We start from the raw sequence: 17,473 nt of genomic DNA on the forward strand, positions 1-17,473 counted from the left end.
GACCCGCACCCCGGTTCGGCAGCTTGATTACATCGACTTTCCGGCGGCGAAAGCGTCACGCTGGGCCTGACGCTCGGCATCCGGAGCAGCAACGAGGCCGTATTCGGCGAGCGGGCTTTCCGGGCCAACCATCTGGTCGTCGAGGAAGAACTCGACATATTCCTTGAGGCCGGGAACGACGCCCAGATGCGCCTTCTTGACGTAGAAGAACAGCGGGCGCGAGACGGGATACTTGCCGCTGGCAATCGTCTCGGTCGAAGGCACGATACCTTCCACGGTGGCGACCTTCAGCTTGTCGGCATTGTTCTCATAGAAGGCGAGGCCGAACACGCCGACGCCGGTCTTGTTGGAGTCGATGCGGGCGAGCGTCTCGGTATAGTCGCCATCGATGTCGACGGCCTTGCCGTCCTTGCGGATGGCAATGCAGGTTTTGCCGATTTCCTTGTCGTCGGCAATACCGGCGGCCTTGAGAGCAGCCTTGTCACAGCCGGCATCGAGGAGCTTGGTCTCGAACACTTCGCGCGTGCCGTGCTTTTCGCCCGGAATGTAGGCGGCGATGTCCCAGTCGGGCAGCTTCGGATTGACCTGGCTCCACTTGGTGTTCGGATTGTCGACGAGCTTGCCGTCGACGACCAGCTTGGCCGCGAGCGCCTTGTAGATGTCGGCGGGAACCAGCGCCCAGTCCGGGCCCTTGATGTCGGTGGCGAAGACGATGCCGTCATAGCCGATCCGGACTTCCTGGACTTCCTTCACGCCGGCGGCGGCGCAGGACTTGAGTTCGTCCGCCTTGATCGGACGCGACGAGTTGGCGATGTCGATCGTGTCTTCGCCGACGCCCTTGCAGAATTCCTTGATGCCGGCGCCGCTGCCGCCGGATTCGACGACCGGGGTCTTGAAGTTGGTGAACGTTTCGCCGAACTGCTCGGCAACGATCTTGGCATAAGGTAACACGGTCGATGATCCGGCGACCTGGATCTGGTCGCGCGCGGCGGCGAAGCCGGACGACGCGGCGAGCGCAAGCGCAGCGGCCGACGCCGTATAGAGGAATTTCTTCATGTGGCCTGCTCCTGTTCGGAAGATGGTCTCTCGGCGCTCGTCAGTCGGCGCCCGCTGAGGCCAATAGCCTTCGATTATAACAGTCGCATGACAGTTTGATGTCACCCCGGTAACGCGTCATCACGATGAGCAAAACGCCGCCTGGCCGGCACTGAACACGCAGCCCGGCTTTGTCCCCGGAATCAGAGACTTGCTCCGCTTGGGGCCGGGATTGGCCGGCGATTTGGGGTTAGCCGGCCTTTACGAAAAAAAGCCGGACGGGAGCGCGTTGCTCTCAGCCAGACGGTGTCATGGCCGGGCCATCGCCGAAAACAGGTCCGTTGGGGTAGGTTGACGCTGTCTCATGCCGGCGGTCGCTGCTCCCGCCCGTAACTGGAAAGGGAGGAATCGAACGCCGCCATTGTCTCGGCTGGATACAACCTTTGATATGGTGCGATCGCACCATAGTCTTGGCCGCTGGCAGGGCGCGAATCTTCGCCGTATTCCCGGCACTCGGACAGGCAGGACCGGCCCTACCCGGCGTTGCGCTGAGCCTGCCGGCTGGCGCCGACCCAGCGCTCGACCTTCTCGAGCAGCGCCCGGGGACTGATCGGCTTGGGCAGATAGTCGTCCATGCCTGCCTCCAGGCAGCGCTCGCGGTCGCCCTTCAGCGCATGTGCGGTGACGCCGACGATCGGCACATGCGTGCCGGTTTCTTCCTCCAGCCGGCGAATGGCGGCGGTCGCTTCGAGACCGTTCATCTCCGGCATGGAGACATCCATCAGGATCATGCACGGGTTGAGCCGGCCGAAGGCATCGAGCGCCTTGCGGCCATTGCCGACGATCTCGAAACCATAACCGGTCTCGCCGAGAATCTGGGTGAACACCATCTGGTTCACCTCATTGTCCTCGGCCACCAGTATGTCCAGCCTGTCGCCACCAGCCGCCACCGGTGGCCGGGGGCGAATCGAAGGCGGCTGCAGCAGCGCCCGCTGTTCGGACGGTGCCGAGGGCTGCGGCCGCGTCACATTGCTCGCAGCGACGTCGGCCGCGAGCGGCTGCGCGTCGCTGCCGCCAGTGTTGTGGCGATGCCGCTGGATGGTGGCGACCAGCGTTTCCAGCAGCACCGAAGAGCGCGCCGGTTTGATTAGCTGGGCATCGATGCCGAGATCGCGATAGCTGGTGTTGGCGAGCGACTGGTCGACCGAGGTCAGCATGATGATCGGCGTTCCGGCAAGGCCAGCGGTGTTGCGCACGATCCGCGCCATTTCGGCGCCGCTCATTTCAGGCATCTGGTAGTCGAGCACGACGCAATCGACCGGCACGCCATAGGCGGCTGCGGCGATCAGCACCTTGAGACCTTCGGCCCCGCTTTCGGCCGCGCAGGAATCGAACGTCCATGATGTCATCTGCTCGGTCAGGATCGCCCTGTTGACGGCATTGTCGTCGACGATCAGGACACGCGCGCCGGTCACGTCGATCGGCATGATGCGTTGCCCGTTTTGCTGTCCGGCCCTCGGCAGCGTCACCGAGAACCAGAACGTCGAACCCTTGCCTTCGGCGCTTTCGACCCCGATGTCGCCGCCCATCAGCTCGACGAGCCGCGAGGTGATGGCGAGGCCGAGGCCGGTCCCCTCGTGCCGCCGCGTCGATGAAGTGTCGACCTGGCTGAATTTCTCGAAGACCAGTTTCAGTTTTTCCTCGGGGATACCGATGCCCGTATCGGTGACCGAAATGGTGAGCTTCGTTCCGGCTGGAACCCTCTCGCCGGTGACGTCGACCAGCACATGGCCCTCATCGGTGAATTTCACCGCATTGCCGAGCAGGTTGGTGACGATCTGCCTGATGCGGCCGACATCGCCGATGAATAGGCTCTCGAGCCGAGGCTCGACACGTACGATCAGCTCGAGGTCCTTCTCCTTGGCGCGCGTCGACACCAGCGTCGCCACGTCCTCGATCGCTTCGGCAAGATTGAACGGCGCCGGATCGAGCACCAGCTGACCGGCATCGATCTTGGAGAAGTCCAGTATGTCGTTGATGATGGTGAGCAGCGCATTGCCCGACTTCACGATGATGTCGGTAAACGTCTTCTGCTTCGGGTCGAGGTCCGATTTGGCCAGCAGTTCGGCCATGCCGAGCACGCCGTTCATCGGCGTACGTATCTCATGGCTCATATTGGCGAGGAATTCCGACTTGGCGCGGTCGGCGAGCACGGCGCGCTGACGCGCCTCGCGCAGTTCGGCCTCCCGCATCTTCAGCTCGGTGATGTCGGTGGTCGAGCCGATCAGGTAGAGCGAACCGTCGGAGGCGATCATCGCGCCCTTGCGGGCGAATTGATGCCTGACGCTGCCGTCGGCCAGCGTCACCGTCTCTTCGACCTCCTGAGTTTCGCCGGTGCGCAGCACGGCGAGGTCGCCATTGACGAAGGCCTCGCCATCCGGCCCGAAAATCTCGATGTCGGTCTTGCCGATGGCCTCTTCCTTGCTGAAGCCCGTCAGATCGCACCAACCCTTGTTGACATAGAACTGCCTGAGATCGGAGCGCTTGGCGTAGATCGATACCGGTACATTGTCGATCAGGCTGCGGAACACCTCGTTCTCGCGCATGCTTTCTTCCAGCGCACGCTCGCGTGCCTTGACGTCGGTGATGTCAGTGCTCGAACCGACCAGATGCACCGACCCGTCCAGCGCCACCAGGCGGCTCTTGCGGGTCATCAACTGCCGAACCGTGCCGTCGCGATGGGTGACGGGTTCCTCGACCTCCTTGACGACGCCCGTCACGGCGACTTGCGTGTCGTCATGGCTGTAGCCATCCGCGTCCTGCGCGCCGAACAACTGCCGGTCGGTGCGGCCGATGACATCCTCCTTGGCCAAGCCGGTGATCGCGCACCAGGCCTTGTTGACGAATTCGATGCTCAGGTCCTGCGCCTTGATGAAGGCGGCCACCGGCAACTCGTCCATCACATGCCGGAACAGGTCGATCTGGCGCATGGAATCGCGCAATGCCGCCTCGCGGCTCTTGATCTCGGAGATGTCGACGCGAACGCCGATGAAGGTGCCGTCGTCGGTCCGCATGTCGTAGACCTGATACCAGCGGCCATCGGGATTGTGACGCTCGTAGGAGGAACTGGGCAAGCGGTAGCGGGCGAGGATCGCGTCCAGCCAGCGGTCATGATCGCTGTCGTAGAGCTGGTCGATTTGCGGATCGCCGCTGCAGCGGAAATAGCCGTTCGCATGACCCAGCACGAGTGCTTCGCGGAATGTACAGCCGGGCTGCCACGCCGGCTTCAAGGCCGGCAGCGTATCCTGGATCTTGCGGTTGGCGAAAACGAACCTGTCGTCGCGATCGTAGATGATCACGGCGGCCGGCAAGGATTCCAGCACGTTGGCGAGATGCTTGCGCGCGTCCTGCGCCTCCGTCTCGCGGCGCTTCATGTCGGAAATGTCGAACAGGAAGCCGGCAACGTAGTTGCGGCCGCTGGCCATGCCGACGCGGCTCTTCCTGACGATGCGCGATCGGCTGGCGCCGTCGACCTCGAAATTCTCTTCCACTTCGTACGGCCGCCCGGTGGCAAGGACGTCACGTTCGCTCTGCTCGAAAAGCGCGACCGCGTTCGTTGGGAGGAAATCGCCGCCGGGCTTGCCGAGCATGGCTTGCGGCGTCTGGCCAAACAGAGCGGCGAACGCCTCGTTGACGAAGACGAAACGCAGATGGTCGTCCTTGACGAAGATCGGATCCTTGACGGCGTTGATCACCGCTTCCGCCAGCCGCGCTTTCTCCAGCGCCTCGGCAAGTTCGGCCTCCCGGTCCTTCATGTCGGTGACGTCGACATAGGAGATCAGCCGCTTCCCGCCGGCCAGCGGCGCCATCGACGATATCAGCGTGCGGCCGTCATTGCGCGGGAACTGCCGCGATCCGGCGATCCCGGCCCTGATTTCCGCCTCGCGCTCGGCGACATGCCGCTGCCATGACGCATCGTCGGCACCAAACGGATCGATGTCGCGGCTGGCGTCCATCAGATCGCGGAAGCTGCAGCCGATCTCGGCGCGCCGGGCGTCGATCTGCCAGAAATCATAGAAAGCACGGTTGATGATCTCGGCGCGCATATCGGCGTCGAGCACGAGGACACCGATCGGCATCTGGTCGACCATTGTGCGGAGACCGGCGAAGGTCTCGGCATTCCTGGCATTGGCGTTTTTGATCTCCGCATCGCGCTGCTTGATCTCGGTGACCTCATAGTAGGTCAGCAGCCGCCTGCCCCCGGACAACGCCGTCACCGAAAACATCATCGTCCTGCCGTTGGCATGGGCAAATTCGCGCGGCGCGACGGATCCGGCGCGAATCTCGTCGAGGCGAGTAGCGAGGTAGCGCTGCCATTGCTGTTCGTCGATGTCGCCATAGATGCCGCTGCGGCGGTTGAGCTCCATCAACAGGCTGAACGGAGCGCCGACGGCAACAGCACCGTCCGGAATCTTCGAGAGGTCGCGATAGGCCTTGTTGACGATCAGCGTGTCGAGCCTGGCATCGAGAAGCACGACGCCCATATGCATGGCGTCCATCGTCCGCTCGAGGTCGGCCAGATGCTGGTCGGGCTCGCCATCACCCGATGGTTCCCGCCCCAGATTTTTGAAGGCGCCGGCCAGAGCCGTGACGTTGCGGCCGATGCCGCGATAGCCGGCAAATCTTCCTTCGTCGTCGAACTTTGGAAAGCCTGACGTCAAAACCCAGCGACAGTCGGCGCTGCCAGCCTTGAGCTCATAGACGAAGTCGCGAAAAGGCCGGTGCGCCTGCAGATCCTCCAGATGCGCCGCGCCACTGCGATCGCCGTTCAGGACCTGGTTGAGGAAGTCGAAGCGGAACCGGCCAAGCACGTTTGCCGGATCGATGCCGGTGGCGGCCTGGTAATTTTGCGAAAGCCAGGAGAAGCGCAGTTCGGCGTCCGTTTCCCAGACCCAATCCGAACCGGCTTCGACGAGTTGGCGAAGCGCATCGTTCGAATCCATGCAAGAGGCGGACGATGAGGCATCGTCGCCATGCACTGTGGATCTGCGAGGCCCGCGCTTGCCGCGCGCGCCGATTGTTTCGTCCGCTTCCGCCATGCCGTCCCCACCCCGAAAACCAAGGCCGAACCCTCCTCCGCGGTTCGTCGGCGGAATCTGCCCCAGAAGCATTAAGGATCCGCTAACCTTAACGGTCGGTTGGACAGGATTGCGCGGCGCGGTCTGCTTCATTCCGCCCGGTTGTCGGCGGGGTCGAACCCGCTATATAAGCAACGGCAGGGGTATTGCTGATGCTTGGACGGATTGTGCCTTTTTTCATAGGGCTGGCGCTGCTTTTCGGCGGCGGTTGCTCGCGCAGTTATGACGGCACGGTCGTCATCCCGAGACCGCTTGATGTCCGGCGATTCTGGGATCGGCCGCCACCGAATGTCGACTATGGGCAATCCGAGGTCGAGAACGGCGCTTTTCCTGTGGCGCCGCAGCCGGACCGGCGTTTTTCCGAGCGCAAGGTCAGCCATGCCGCACCGAGACGGCACCAGACGAGGTTGCCTGCGTCCGCTTCCCTATCGGCGCCAGCGAAACCGCTGACCTGCAGGAACGTCAGCGAGCCTGGCAAGAGAGCTCGCATGGTCTGCGATTAGATCGGAGCGGGTCCCTAAAAGCGGGACCCGGTTTTCGGATGGGATGCGATCAAGACGCGATCCGGGGATAGCTTCGGTGACCCGGCCTCACAGTGAAGCAGCGCCCTTTTTCGGCTCCTTCGCACCGAGCTTGTCGAGTGCGAGACGAACCTGACGCAGATCTTCCTGCCAGCCGTCATCGTCGTCCATCGGACCCTCCGAGGCAGCCCGCTGCAGCCCACGCGCCTCGGATTCGATCTCGCGCAGTTCGGCGATTTTCTGTTCGGTGGTCAGCGAGTCATCTTCGACGATCTCCAGCACCCGCATTTCCCGGAACGTAGCCACGGCGTTTCTCCCGGCTGATGTCGATCACAACGCCGTGAGCGCCTCTCTGTTCCAGCCGGATCAGGCAACCGCATCGCAGCAGGCACGCCGCAGCCGGTGATCGCCAATTGGGGAAGCCGGCGATCATTCGGCCGGGAAAAACGCCGGGCCGACCACGCGCACCGACCGCTTGCCGGCCTCGATCGAAAGGTGCTGGGCGGCACCTGGCGCTTCGGCATCGATTCCAGGGACGGCCGCAACGGTGCCGAGATCCGGCTTCGCCGTCGGCAGCGGAATAATGGCATTGCGCATGTTGGCGGGCGTCACAGTCCTGGCTCGCAGTTCGGTGACCCGCTGGTAGTATCGCTTGACGTCGCATGCCTTGAAATTCGCATCATCGCGATATCTGAAGGCTGCCGGCAGTTCGGTATAAGGCTTGCGCGTGTCGAGCGCGACCATCTGGTCGGTTTCGAGGCTGGCATCGCTCAACGTGTAGAGGTCGACGCTGGGGTCATCGCAGATGTAACGGCATTGATCGGCCGTCTCCTTCAGATCACCGCTGGCGGCGAATTGCGACTTTGGCGCCGGGAAGAAATACCCGTCCGACAGACGCACGCAAAACAGCATCGCATTGCCGCCGAACGTGGTGCTCGCCGATTGGGTGCCGGGCGCGGCGCGCGCAGACCGTTGCTTTGCCGAAGGCGCGCAGCCAAGCGCCACGAGGCGCGCTTGCAGACCCGCCGTGTCGCGGCCTGAATTCCCGGCGGCAGCGATCCGGCGCTGCACATCCGAGCGGCTCCTGGCGAGATCGGCGCAAGCGTTGAAGAGACCACCAAGCGAACTTTTCGCCGTGCACTGGCGCTGTCTCTCGATAGTCTGGATGGCTGCAAGTTGCCGGCGCAGTTGAGCAAGCTCCGGGTTCGCCCCGTTGCTGCGGCCACCCGAAAGCAACTGGCTTCTGATCGCGCCGCAGCTGTCCGCGTAGGACGAAAGCGTCCCGAACAAAATTGCCGCCAGTGAAATCAATGCGACCATCATGGAAGGCCAGAAACGGATCATCGGGACAACTCGGTCCTTTTTGCGGAGAACCCGGAATTACAGTCCATAACTTACACAAGCTTCAGCTATATGAGTAAACTCTAATTGTCTCAAGAACTTCAGCCGGAGTAAGCTTTTGTCTATTGCATTATGTCATCTCGTGTAAATTCGATATTACATTTTTATTTCAAGATTGAGACGAACCTCGAAGGAAAGCGCAAGCCCGACCCTCGCCGCGGACCTGCAACGAAACGGACCGCCATTATCGCCAGGCGTTCGAAACCTTTGCCCGGTCTTCCGCGTTGAAGGACCAAAGGGAGAACGCAGATGTCGATCCACTTCACCGTCTCGGACCTGACAAGAAACCTGTTTCACTCGCTGGGGCTGGATCAGCGCGCGCCAAGGCCTCTCAATCCCGAACAAAGCCTGTTGCTGGAATGCTATCTGGCCGGTCAGGTTCCGGAATCGGCCTGGAACGACTACGTCTTCGAAACGCCCGATCTTGCCCGGCATGCCGCGGCAAGGCGCAGTCACCATTGAGCCGGCGGCGGGTGCCTACTTGGGAGAGGCGAATTGCAACGTGAACACGTTGCCGGCGATGCCTTGCGCCAGTTTCGCTGAGAAGGTCAGGGGCAGACAATTCTGCAAGGCGGTCGTTGCGGCGTCGACAAAGGACTTCTTCGCCTTGGCATCGCCTTCCACCTTGATGGCTGTCGGCCTCGGTGGGCCGATCAGCGTGCCGTCCCGCTTGAAGCTGAAGCTCAAGGTGACGCTGGCGGTTCCCGCTCCCGCCGGCGGTGTCCAGCAAGCCTGGATCGCGGCCCCGACATCGTCCATCGTGTTGAGTTCAGCTGCACTTGACGCATGAACAGCGCCCGCCAGCATCACGCCCGCAACCGCAATCCGTCTCGCAACGCTTTTCATCGCCAGCCCTCATCTCACGCCTGACCACGGTCCATCTGGGACGCTCAATGGATGGTAGGGCCAACGTCGGCAATGGCAATATCTCTCGGCAAACTTGACGCCGAAAAAGCGACACCTGACTGGGCTTGCGCGGTCTGATCGCTGCTCGATCGCGCCTGGCGATAAAGCAATGCCGGTTCAGTGTGAAACGGTTTTCCCGGAAAGGCGCATAACGCTTTTCCCTTGGGAATTGCGTCGAACAAAGCGTGCGAAAAGCAAAAGGCCGGCATTGCGCCGACCTTTCCTATCGCTGCGACGTTCTGCGCCAGTACATCCGTGGTCGCGGGCCGAAAGCGAATTGCCTGCAGTAGACAGGGCTTTGGTTAACGAACCCTTAAGCTCAGGCCTTGGCCTGGGACTTCACATGGGCGATATAACCGCGCACGTCGCCGGCCGGCTCGCTATAGGCCTTGCCGAGCTTCTCCTCGATCGCCGCCACATAGTCCTTCGCCCATGTGGGCAAGGCATAGTCGATGACGGCCAGAAATTCGAGCGTCGCCGCCAGCCGGATATCGGCGATCGACGGATGCTTGCCGCCGATGAACGGCTTGCCGTCCCTGAAGAAGCTGTGAAACACTTCGAGCGGCTCGGCGATCGCGGTCATCGCCGCCTTCTGGGCTTCGGACTTCTTGTCGGGATGGGCGTCGCTGTGGCCGACCTCGCCGGCATAGTGCGGGAAGCCGAGCGCCGGATAGGTGGCGCGCGCCACATAGGGGTAGAGCGTGCCGATCAGGTAGAACATCGCACTGTCGACCATCGCCCGCTTGGCCGGCGCCTTCGGATAGAATTTCTCCAACCCGTGCTTGTTGGCGAGATACTGCATGATAGCGCAGCTTTCCCACAACACGCCTCTGGGCAGGCCCTTGTCCTCGATCATCGGTGTCAAATGGGCGGGATTTCGCGCCATGAACTCCGGCGAACGGGTGTGGCCCCAGGCATCGGTCTCGGCGTGGTCGAAACCCGCCGCGCGCGCAAACACCCGCACGGTCATGTTGTTGACGCTAGGCTTCAGCATGCTGAGCTTCAGCGTCGGCTTCTTGGCCGGCTTGGCCTTGGCCCTTGGCGCGGCATTTGCCGTCGCCTTCACGGCAGGCTTGGCGGCCGCCTTGGCTTTTGGCTTTGCCGCAGCTTTCGCCGCCGGCTTGGCGGCAGCTTTGGCCGCGGATTTCCCGGCAGTCTTCGTCGCTGTCTTGGCCATCTTGTTCCTCCCTCTGGTCTGTTCAGTATGGGTTCTTCGGCGCCCGATCGTCCGACAGGGTGGCACGGGAACGCTCTACGAGCGTCTGGATCGCATCGGCGAGATGCACTTCGGCGATGTTGTAGTCGCCGCGCCCGACCCGCAACCTGTGCGCTTCCATCAGCACATCCGCATGGGTGAAGCCCGCCGGCGGTTCGAAGCGGTAGGACGCCAACTCGATCAGCAAGCCGAGCGGATCCTCGAAATAGATCGAATCCATGAAACCGCGATCCTTGACGCCGCTGTGCTTGATGCCGCGCTCGTCAAGCCGGGAGACCGCCTGCAGGAAGGTGACGCGCGACACCGAAAAGGCGATGTGGTGAACACAGCCCGGATCGGTCGGCGTGCGCCGCTTCTCCGGCGTCCGGCTCTCGTCGGTGAAGATAGTGATCAGCCGGCCGTCGCCGGGATCGAAATAGAGGTGGCTTTCCCTCGGCTTGTCGAGATTGGGCTGTTCGAAGATGAACGGCATGCCGAGCACGCCTTCCCAGAAATCGATAGAGGTCTGGCGCCCGGCGCCGACCAGCGTGATGTGATGGACGCCCTGCGATTGCAGCTTCTGCATTGGCCTTCCTCCCCCATGGATCAACTGGCCTTACGGACAGCGCGGCGTTCTGCGCGCCGCTGGAGCCGTACCCCAGGATCCATGATGTGATGCTAATGCAAACAGCTCCGCGGCGCCAGAAGCGACGAACGCGGTGACGCAACGGATAAAGCCGACTGATGGAAAGTGCGCCGTCCGCACTTCCGATGCCCGGCATCGGAAGCACGTACGCGCTGCGCTTTGGAGGCTGAGATCGGCGAATCCGGCCGATAGCCGACCGAATTGATGTACCGACTTACGAGCCGCTGCTGTTGACCGTAGTGCCGACGGTCGTGAAGATCCCGTTGAGCGAATTGCCAACCGCCCCGGCGCCGGTGATGATCGCGAGCGCGATGAGAGCCGCGATCAAGCCATACTCGATCGCGGTCGCGCCAGACTCGTCCCAAGCGAAACGACAAGCTATTTTCTGCATTTCAACCTCCTACAGCTACTAAAGCGAAAACTAATATTCGCCGTGAGTTGCGGGGACGTTAAGGTTCTCGGTTTCGCGTCCGTTAACATTTGCCAGACGAATGAAATAAAGGCCGGGTTGGTTGGTGCCACTGGGAGTTTTTAAGGCTGCGGCTACCTGTGCAGAGCGGGTTTCCCGGACGCCACAGTATCGAGGCTCCGCGACTTCAGAAACGAAATCGACGGCATCCTGCAAAGTTGTCGAAAACTTGGTACGCCCAAGGGGAATCGAACCCCTGTTCCCGCCGTGAGAGGGCGGTGTCCTGACCGCTAGACGATGGGCGCGTTCAAGAACCGGCGATATAGGCTGAGCGCTGGGAAAAAGCAACTGGGGTTAGGCCGCTTTCCCCGGTCGAGGAAAAGCCGGCCGTCAGCCTATCGTTTCGGTTCGATCAGATCCCAGAGATTGCCATGCAGATCGGCGAAAACCGCCACCGTGCCGTAGGGCTCGAAGCGCGGTGCTTCGCGGAATTCGACGCCTTTCTCCAGCATCGCCGCGTGGTCGCGGGCAAAGTCGTCGGTTTCCAGGAACAGGAAGACACGCCCGCCGGTCTGATTGCCGATACTTTTGCTTTGCGCCTCGTCGGAAGCCTCGGCCAGCAGCAGCCTGGCGCCCTGCCCGTTGGCCGGCGCCACTGTGACCCAGCGCTTGCCGCCGCCGAGATCGACATTTTCGACGAGCAGGAAACCCAGCCTCTCGACATACCAGGCAATCGCCTCGTCATAATTGGCGACGACCAGGGCGACCGTGGCGACGCGACGATGTTCGGCGAACCCGCTCATCCCCGAGGCTTGCTCATGGGCCTGCTGCCGTTCATCGTTGCGGCTCGGTCACTTGTTGCGGATCGCAAAGCGGCCGATCAGGCGTCGCTCAGTGATGTCGTAGACGAAGATCGTGCGGCTGCCGTCGGCAAGCTCGGCGTCGATCGAGACACGGTTGCCGGACAGCGACTGGCTGACCACCTTGGCCCCAACCGGCAGCACGATGTCGCCGCTGACCGGTTCGCCGGCGGGTGTCTGGATATCCCCGGCCAGCGGCGGGTTCGCCGGCGGTGCATTGCGCGCTTTGTAGACAAGGGCGCCGATCACCACCATAAGGGCGAGGAACAGCAGGCCGAGATTGATCCCGACGAAGCGGACGAGTTTCCTGCGCACCTTTTCGACCTCGGGGTCGAGCGGCTTATCCTGGTCTTCTTCGGCGATCGGGCTGGCCATGGCAAACAGTTCCGGAACGGTTTTTCAATGAGCGCTCATAACGAAGAGGCCCCTGAATTGATAGAGGCGGTACCGACCGTGCTGGTGGCGGATGCGGACGCGGCCGGTCAGCGCCTCGACCAGTGGCTGGCGGCAAGGCTTGGTCCGGACATGTCACGCAGCCGCGTGCAGATGCTGATCAGGCAAGGCGCGGTCTCGGTCGACGGCAAGCTGATCGATGAGACCAAGCGCAAGATGGCGCCGGGCGAAAGCGTATCGATTACCATGCCGGAGCCGGAGCCGGCGGAGCCGCAGGGCGAGAACATCGCACTCGATGTGCTTTATGAGGACGACGAGCTGATTGTCATCAACAAGCCGGCCGGGCTTGTCGTGCATCCCGGAGCGGGCAACTGGACCGGTACGCTGGTCAACGCGCTGATCCATCATTGCGGCGACAGCCTTTCCGGCATTGGCGGCGTGCGGCGGCCAGGCATCGTCCACCGCCTCGACAAGGAGACCAGCGGCGTCATGGTGGTCGCCAAGACTGACCGCGCCCACAAGTCACTCTCCGAGGCTTTCGCCGATCACGGCCTCACCGGCGATCTCGAACGTGCCTATCTGGCGCTGGTCTGGGGCATACCGCAGAGGCCGACCGGAAGGGTCGACGCGCCGCTCGGCCGCGCCGCCGACCGCGTGCGCCGTGCCGTGGTGCCGGAAGGACGCGACGACGCCCGCCATGCGGTCACCCACTTTGCCGTGCAGGAGCGCTTCGGCGAGAGCCAACAGGAGTTCGCCACGGCCAGCATGGTCGAATGCCGGCTGGAGACCGGCCGCACCCACCAGATCCGTGTCCACATGGCGCATATCGGTCATCCGGTGATCGGCGACCCCGATTATGGCCAGGCCTTCCGCACCAAGGCCAACCGGCTGCCGGAACCGCTGAAAAGCCAGGTCAAGGCATTTCCCCGGCAAGCTTTGCATGCCTGGCTCCTTGCATTTCGCCACCCCACTACCCATTTAACGATGAGGTTCGAGGCGCCGTTACCGAGGGACATGGAGGAACTCGTCGGCGGCTTCCGCAAACTCTGAACCCGTCACCGACAAGCCATCAAAAAACCTGACTGACATTGTTCACTTCACCGTGACACACTGTTTCGTGTTGAACAAATGCCTGTCTTTTCTGGTTTTGTTCCTGTATAAGATCCGATGTCGCGGGCGAGCCTTTTGGTGCTCGCGTCACATGCCCGCCGCGTTTCGGGGGCATCACTCCAATAGAGAGGGGGCGCTATTATGGCCCAGTCATTACCCAGTATCGTTTCCGGCGAAGGCGGCCTCAGCCGCTACCTGGAAGAAATCCGCCGCTTTCCCATGCTGCAGCCGCAGGAAGAGTACATGCTCGCCAAGCGTTATGCCGAGCATGAAGACACCTCCGCTGCGCACAAGCTCGTCACCAGCCACCTCAGGCTCGTCGCCAAGATCGCCATGGGCTATCGCGGCTATGGCCTGCCGATCGGCGAAGTGATCTCGGAAGGCAATGTCGGCCTGATGCAGGCCGTCAAGAAATTCGAACCCGAGCGCGGCTTCCGCCTCGCGACCTATGCCATGTGGTGGATCAAGGCCTCGATCCAGGAGTACATCCTGCGCTCGTGGAGCCTGGTCAAGATGGGCACGACCGCCAACCAGAAGCGCCTGTTCTTCAACCTGCGCAAGGTGAAGGGCAAGATCCAGGCGCTCGACGATGGCGACTTGAAGCCCGACCAGATCGCCGAGATCGCCACCAGGCTGAACGTTTCCGAAGCTGAAGTGGTGTCGATGAACCGCCGCCTGTCGGGCGATGCCTCGCTCAATGCCCCGATCCGGGCGAGCGAAGGTGAGTCCGGCGAGTGGCAGGACTGGCTGGTCGACGACCACGAAAGCCAGGAAGAGATGCTGATCGAGCAGGACGAGCTGGAAAACCGGCGCGGCATGCTGTCGGGCGCTCTTGCCGTGCTCAACGAGCGCGAGCGGCGCATCTTCGAGGCCCGTCGCCTCGCCGAGGAGCCGCTGACGCTGGAAGAGCTTTCGTCCGAATTCGACATCAGCCGCGAGCGCGTGCGCCAGATCGAGGTGCGCGCCTTCGAGAAGGTGCAGGATGCGGTCAAGGCCGCCGCCAAGCGCCAGACCCAGGCGCTGCGCACCATTGAGGCGCAGCCCGCAGCCTAAAGCCGGCTAAAGGCAACAAGATCTAAAGGCGGCGCCAGGAAACTGGCGCCGCTTTTTTTCTTGTGTGGTTGGCGAAAGCGGAGGCGACATCCGATCTCCCCGCAAGGGGGAAGATTGCAGCTTCGCCGGCAGCGATCTCTCAAAGCCCATCCAGCGGAAACTTCAGGTACCGCCGGCCATTCGCCTCGGGTTCGGGCAGCCTCCCACCATTCATGTTGACCTGCAGCGCATGCAGGATCAGCCTCGGCATCGGCAGCGTCCTGTCGCGCGCCTCGCGCAGGGCGACGAACTCGGCCTCGCTGCGGGCGGCGGCAAGATGGGTGTTGGTCGCCTTCTGTATGGCGACCGTGCTTTCCCACAAGGGTTCGCGGCCGCCGGCCTGATAGTCATGACCGACGAACACCCGCGTCTCGTCCGGCAACGCCAGTATGTCCTGGATCGAGCGCCAGAGCCGCGCGGCACTGCCGCCGGGAAAGTCCGTCCTCGCTGTGCCGCTGTCGGGCATGAACAGCGTGTCGTGGACGAAGGCGGCATCGCCGATCACATAGGTGATCGACGCCAGCGTATGGCCGGGCGAGAACAGCACCTTGACCGGAAGCGTGCCGACCGTGAAGGTTTCGCCTTCACCAAACAGCCTGTCCCACTGCGAACCGTCGGCGGGAAAATCCGGCCAGTTGTAGATCGCCTTCCACAAATTCTGGACGTCGACGACCCTGTCGCCGATCGCTGTCGGCGCTCCGGTCTTCTCCCTCAGATAGTGCGCCGCCGAGAAATGATCTGCGTGCGGATGGGTGTCGAGGATCCATTCGACGCTCAGCCCCTGCTCGCTGACGAAGTCGAGCAGGATATCGGCATTCGTCGTTGCCGTAGCACCGGATTTCTCGTCGAAATCGAGGATCGGATCGATGATGGCGCAGCGTTTCGTCGCCTGGTCGGCGACGACATACTGGATGGCCCCGGTCGGCTTGTCGTAGAAGCCGCTGACCTGCGGCCTGGCCAAAGCTACGTCCAATTCTGGCTTCCCCAACTCTCGGTCGTCAGGAATGATTTTCTCTGACGACACCCGAGAGGAGCATGGTTGTCCGCTCGGGTGAGCCAGTCAAGTATCATTTCGCTCGCGGCGACAGGAAAGCCAAAAACTGTTCCGAGGAGCGGTCAGGCAGAGGGCTGCTTGGTCTTCCGCAGATACGGCAGGATGGTCTCATAAGCGCCGAAGCGCCTGATCGCGTCCTCGTTGGAGACGGCAGCGGTGATGATGACGTCCTCGCCCTGCTTCCAGTTTGCCGGCGTCGCCACCTGATGCTTGGCGGTCAGCTGCATGGAATCGACCGCACGCAGGATCTCATCGAAGTTGCGGCCCGTGGTCATCGGGTAGGTCAGCACCAGCTTGATCTTCTTGTCCGGTCCGATGACATAGACCGAGCGCACCGTGGCATTGTCGGCCGGTGTGCGGCCTTCCGACGTCTCGCCGGCACCGCCCGGCAGCATGTCGTAGAGCTTGGCGACCTTGAGGTCCTTGTCGCCGATCAGCGGGTAGTTCACCGAATGGCCGGTCGCCGTCTTGATGTCGTCCTGCCACTTGCCGTGGCTTTCGACCGGATCGACCGAAATGCCGATGATCTTGACGTTGCGCTTCTTGAATTCGCCTTCGAGCCCCGCCATCGTGCCAAGCTCGGTCGTGCAGACCGGCGTGAAATTCTTGGGATGACTGAACAGGATCGCCCATCCGTCCCCGATCCAGTCATGGAATTTGATCGTCCCTTGCGTGGTCTCGGCGGTAAAATCCGGCGCAATGTCGTTGATACGAAGGCTCATGGTACATCTCCCCTGTAAACGGAACCCGTCGGCAGCGAGGAACGACAAGCGGCAACCCATGCCGCCATCGAGCTGCCCCGCCCGGGCATCGTTGCATCTTAGCGCAAAAATCGTGGCTGCAAGATAATATGAAACTCTTGTCGGCGGCACGCGAGCATTTTTATGCTGCCGAATGCTCGGCACGCGGATGAGAGCCTGTTGAGCTGGACAGGAGAGATCCTGCCTCAGCTCTTGTTGACCGCCATTGTCACAGTCAGGTCTTCCATGCGCTGTGCCAGCGCGCTGAGCGCGTTGGTCAGCACGCTATCGCTCTTGTCGGCCTTGGTCAGAGCCTCGTCGCGGGTCTTGCGCAAGGTCAGCACTTCGCTTTCCATGCCCTTGACGCGTTTCTGCAACTCCGAGAGTTCATCCATCACCATGATGCCGGCCATCACGGTCAGCCGCTGATCGCCAATCTCGCCGAACGAGTCCTTCAGGTGTGAAACATAGCGGTCGAAACGTTCGGCAAGATCGATCAGATGCTCTTCCTGGCCCTCGTCGCAGGCCATGCGATACTGCTTGCCGTCGATTGAAACCGTGACCTGTGCCATCGGGCCAGCTCCTATCTGTCCAACACGGCGCGGATGGTTTCCATGGCGGTCACCAAACGTCGCGAGACTTCCTTGTTGGCATCTTCCAGCCGTTCGGCGCGCGCTTCGGAATTGTCGAGTTCCTGCGCCAGCCGCGAGCGATCGGCATTCATCCGCTGCACCTCGGCCTCGGCTTCGGAGTAGTCGCGTTCATGCTCGAGCTTGGCCGCGACGGCGTTTTCCAGCCCCTCGATGGCCTTGCCCAGCCTCGCGATGACTTCCTTGAGTGTGGCTTCCCCGGTCATGGCCTTCGTCCTGTGCCCTGCCCATCACCGAATCGTTCACGTTCAGAACGCGTTATCCCTGAAACATTAGGCACCGGGTGAAGGCAACGTCAACAAAGCTCTCGCGACTGTCCCCCG

At 62.2% G+C, this 17,473-nt stretch carries 17 protein-coding genes and 1 tRNA gene; 3 read left to right on the plus strand and 15 right to left on the minus strand.

Annotated elements, in window-relative coordinates:
* Nucleotides 1-27: 27 nt before the first annotated feature.
* The 4 genes from M729_RS0124390 to M729_RS0124410 all read right to left on the minus strand — a co-directional run bounded on the left by M729_RS0124390 (nucleotide 28) and on the right by M729_RS0124410 (nucleotide 8,038).
* Nucleotides 28-1,056: a substrate-binding domain-containing protein gene (locus M729_RS0124390; protein WP_027163159.1), complete on the minus strand. Its 1,029-nt coding sequence runs from the start codon at nucleotides 1,054-1,056 to the stop codon at nucleotides 28-30.
* Nucleotides 1,057-1,568: 512 nt separating this feature from the next.
* The gene (locus M729_RS0124395) at nucleotides 1,569-6,134 is read right to left on the minus strand and encodes a PAS domain-containing protein (protein WP_198032131.1); all 4,566 of its coding nucleotides are present in this window, start codon (nucleotides 6,132-6,134) and stop codon (nucleotides 1,569-1,571) included.
* Between the two features lie 629 nt (nucleotides 6,135-6,763).
* Nucleotides 6,764-7,000: a hypothetical protein gene (locus tag M729_RS0124405; RefSeq protein ID WP_013529265.1), complete on the minus strand. Its 237-nt coding sequence runs from the start codon at nucleotides 6,998-7,000 to the stop codon at nucleotides 6,764-6,766.
* Between the two features lie 123 nt (nucleotides 7,001-7,123).
* Entirely contained in the window at nucleotides 7,124-8,038 is a 915-nt protein-coding gene (locus M729_RS0124410) for a DUF2865 domain-containing protein (RefSeq protein WP_027163162.1), read from the minus strand.
* A gap of 306 nt (nucleotides 8,039-8,344) precedes the next feature.
* On the opposite strand from M729_RS0124410, the gene M729_RS0124415 reads away from it, so the two are divergent.
* The gene (locus M729_RS0124415; protein WP_013529263.1) at nucleotides 8,345-8,557 is read left to right on the plus strand and encodes a hypothetical protein; all 213 of its coding nucleotides are present in this window, start codon (nucleotides 8,345-8,347) and stop codon (nucleotides 8,555-8,557) included.
* 15 nt (nucleotides 8,558-8,572) lie between these two features.
* Here the strand turns inward: M729_RS0124415 and M729_RS0124420 are convergent, their stop codons facing one another.
* The 7 genes from M729_RS0124420 to M729_RS0124450 all read right to left on the minus strand — a co-directional run bounded on the left by M729_RS0124420 (nucleotide 8,573) and on the right by M729_RS0124450 (nucleotide 12,486).
* Nucleotides 8,573-8,902 (minus strand): hypothetical protein, encoded by a 330-nt coding sequence (locus M729_RS0124420; protein ID WP_224620216.1) that lies wholly within the window; start codon nucleotides 8,900-8,902, stop codon nucleotides 8,573-8,575.
* Nucleotides 8,903-9,320: 418 nt separating this feature from the next.
* Nucleotides 9,321-10,178, minus strand: a complete 858-nt coding sequence (locus tag M729_RS0124425; protein WP_027163163.1) for a glutathione S-transferase family protein — start codon at nucleotides 10,176-10,178, stop codon at nucleotides 9,321-9,323.
* A 22-nt stretch (nucleotides 10,179-10,200) separates the two neighbouring features.
* Entirely contained in the window at nucleotides 10,201-10,782 is a 582-nt protein-coding gene (locus tag M729_RS0124430) for a VOC family protein (protein WP_013529260.1), read from the minus strand.
* A 274-nt stretch (nucleotides 10,783-11,056) separates the two neighbouring features.
* Entirely contained in the window at nucleotides 11,057-11,233 is a 177-nt protein-coding gene (locus M729_RS0124435) for a Flp family type IVb pilin (protein ID WP_013529259.1), read from the minus strand.
* A 248-nt stretch (nucleotides 11,234-11,481) separates the two neighbouring features.
* A tRNA-Glu gene (locus tag M729_RS0124440) sits at nucleotides 11,482-11,556 on the minus strand.
* A 90-nt stretch (nucleotides 11,557-11,646) separates the two neighbouring features.
* Complete coding sequence (locus M729_RS0124445; protein WP_023810974.1) at nucleotides 11,647-12,054, minus strand: VOC family protein; 408 nt, start codon at nucleotides 12,052-12,054, stop codon at nucleotides 11,647-11,649.
* 48 nt (nucleotides 12,055-12,102) lie between these two features.
* A complete protein-coding gene (locus M729_RS0124450) occupies nucleotides 12,103-12,486 on the minus strand; it encodes a fimbrial protein (protein WP_013529257.1) in 384 nt (127 codons plus the stop codon).
* 27 nt (nucleotides 12,487-12,513) lie between these two features.
* Here M729_RS0124450 and M729_RS0124455 point away from each other — a divergent pair, with 27 nt between their 5' ends.
* Nucleotides 12,514-13,554 carry an RluA family pseudouridine synthase gene (locus M729_RS0124455; RefSeq protein WP_027163164.1) on the plus strand — a complete coding sequence of 347 codons (1,041 nt, stop codon included), beginning with the start codon at nucleotides 12,514-12,516 and terminating at the stop codon, nucleotides 13,552-13,554.
* A gap of 201 nt (nucleotides 13,555-13,755) precedes the next feature.
* Nucleotides 13,756-14,667 (plus strand): RNA polymerase sigma factor RpoH, encoded by a 912-nt coding sequence (rpoH, locus tag M729_RS0124460; RefSeq protein ID WP_013529255.1) that lies wholly within the window; start codon nucleotides 13,756-13,758, stop codon nucleotides 14,665-14,667.
* A 139-nt stretch (nucleotides 14,668-14,806) separates the two neighbouring features.
* On the opposite strand, the gene M729_RS0124465 is transcribed toward rpoH, so the two are convergent.
* From M729_RS0124465 to M729_RS0124480, 4 genes are all read right to left on the minus strand, one after another.
* On the minus strand, nucleotides 14,807-15,679 hold the full coding sequence (locus tag M729_RS0124465) for an MBL fold metallo-hydrolase (RefSeq protein WP_027163165.1): 873 nt from the start codon (nucleotides 15,677-15,679) through the stop codon (nucleotides 14,807-14,809).
* Nucleotides 15,680-15,822: 143 nt separating this feature from the next.
* The gene (locus M729_RS0124470) at nucleotides 15,823-16,482 is read right to left on the minus strand and encodes a peroxiredoxin (RefSeq protein WP_013529253.1); all 660 of its coding nucleotides are present in this window, start codon (nucleotides 16,480-16,482) and stop codon (nucleotides 15,823-15,825) included.
* A gap of 224 nt (nucleotides 16,483-16,706) precedes the next feature.
* A complete protein-coding gene (locus tag M729_RS0124475) occupies nucleotides 16,707-17,072 on the minus strand; it encodes a cell division protein ZapA (protein ID WP_013529252.1) in 366 nt (121 codons plus the stop codon).
* A gap of 11 nt (nucleotides 17,073-17,083) precedes the next feature.
* Nucleotides 17,084-17,356: a DUF4164 domain-containing protein gene (locus M729_RS0124480; RefSeq protein ID WP_013529251.1), complete on the minus strand. Its 273-nt coding sequence runs from the start codon at nucleotides 17,354-17,356 to the stop codon at nucleotides 17,084-17,086.
* Nucleotides 17,357-17,473 lie beyond the last annotated feature (117 nt).

It is taken from the genome of Mesorhizobium sp. WSM1293 (assembly GCF_000513875.1).
GTDB lineage: Bacteria > Pseudomonadota > Alphaproteobacteria > Rhizobiales > Rhizobiaceae > Mesorhizobium > Mesorhizobium ciceri.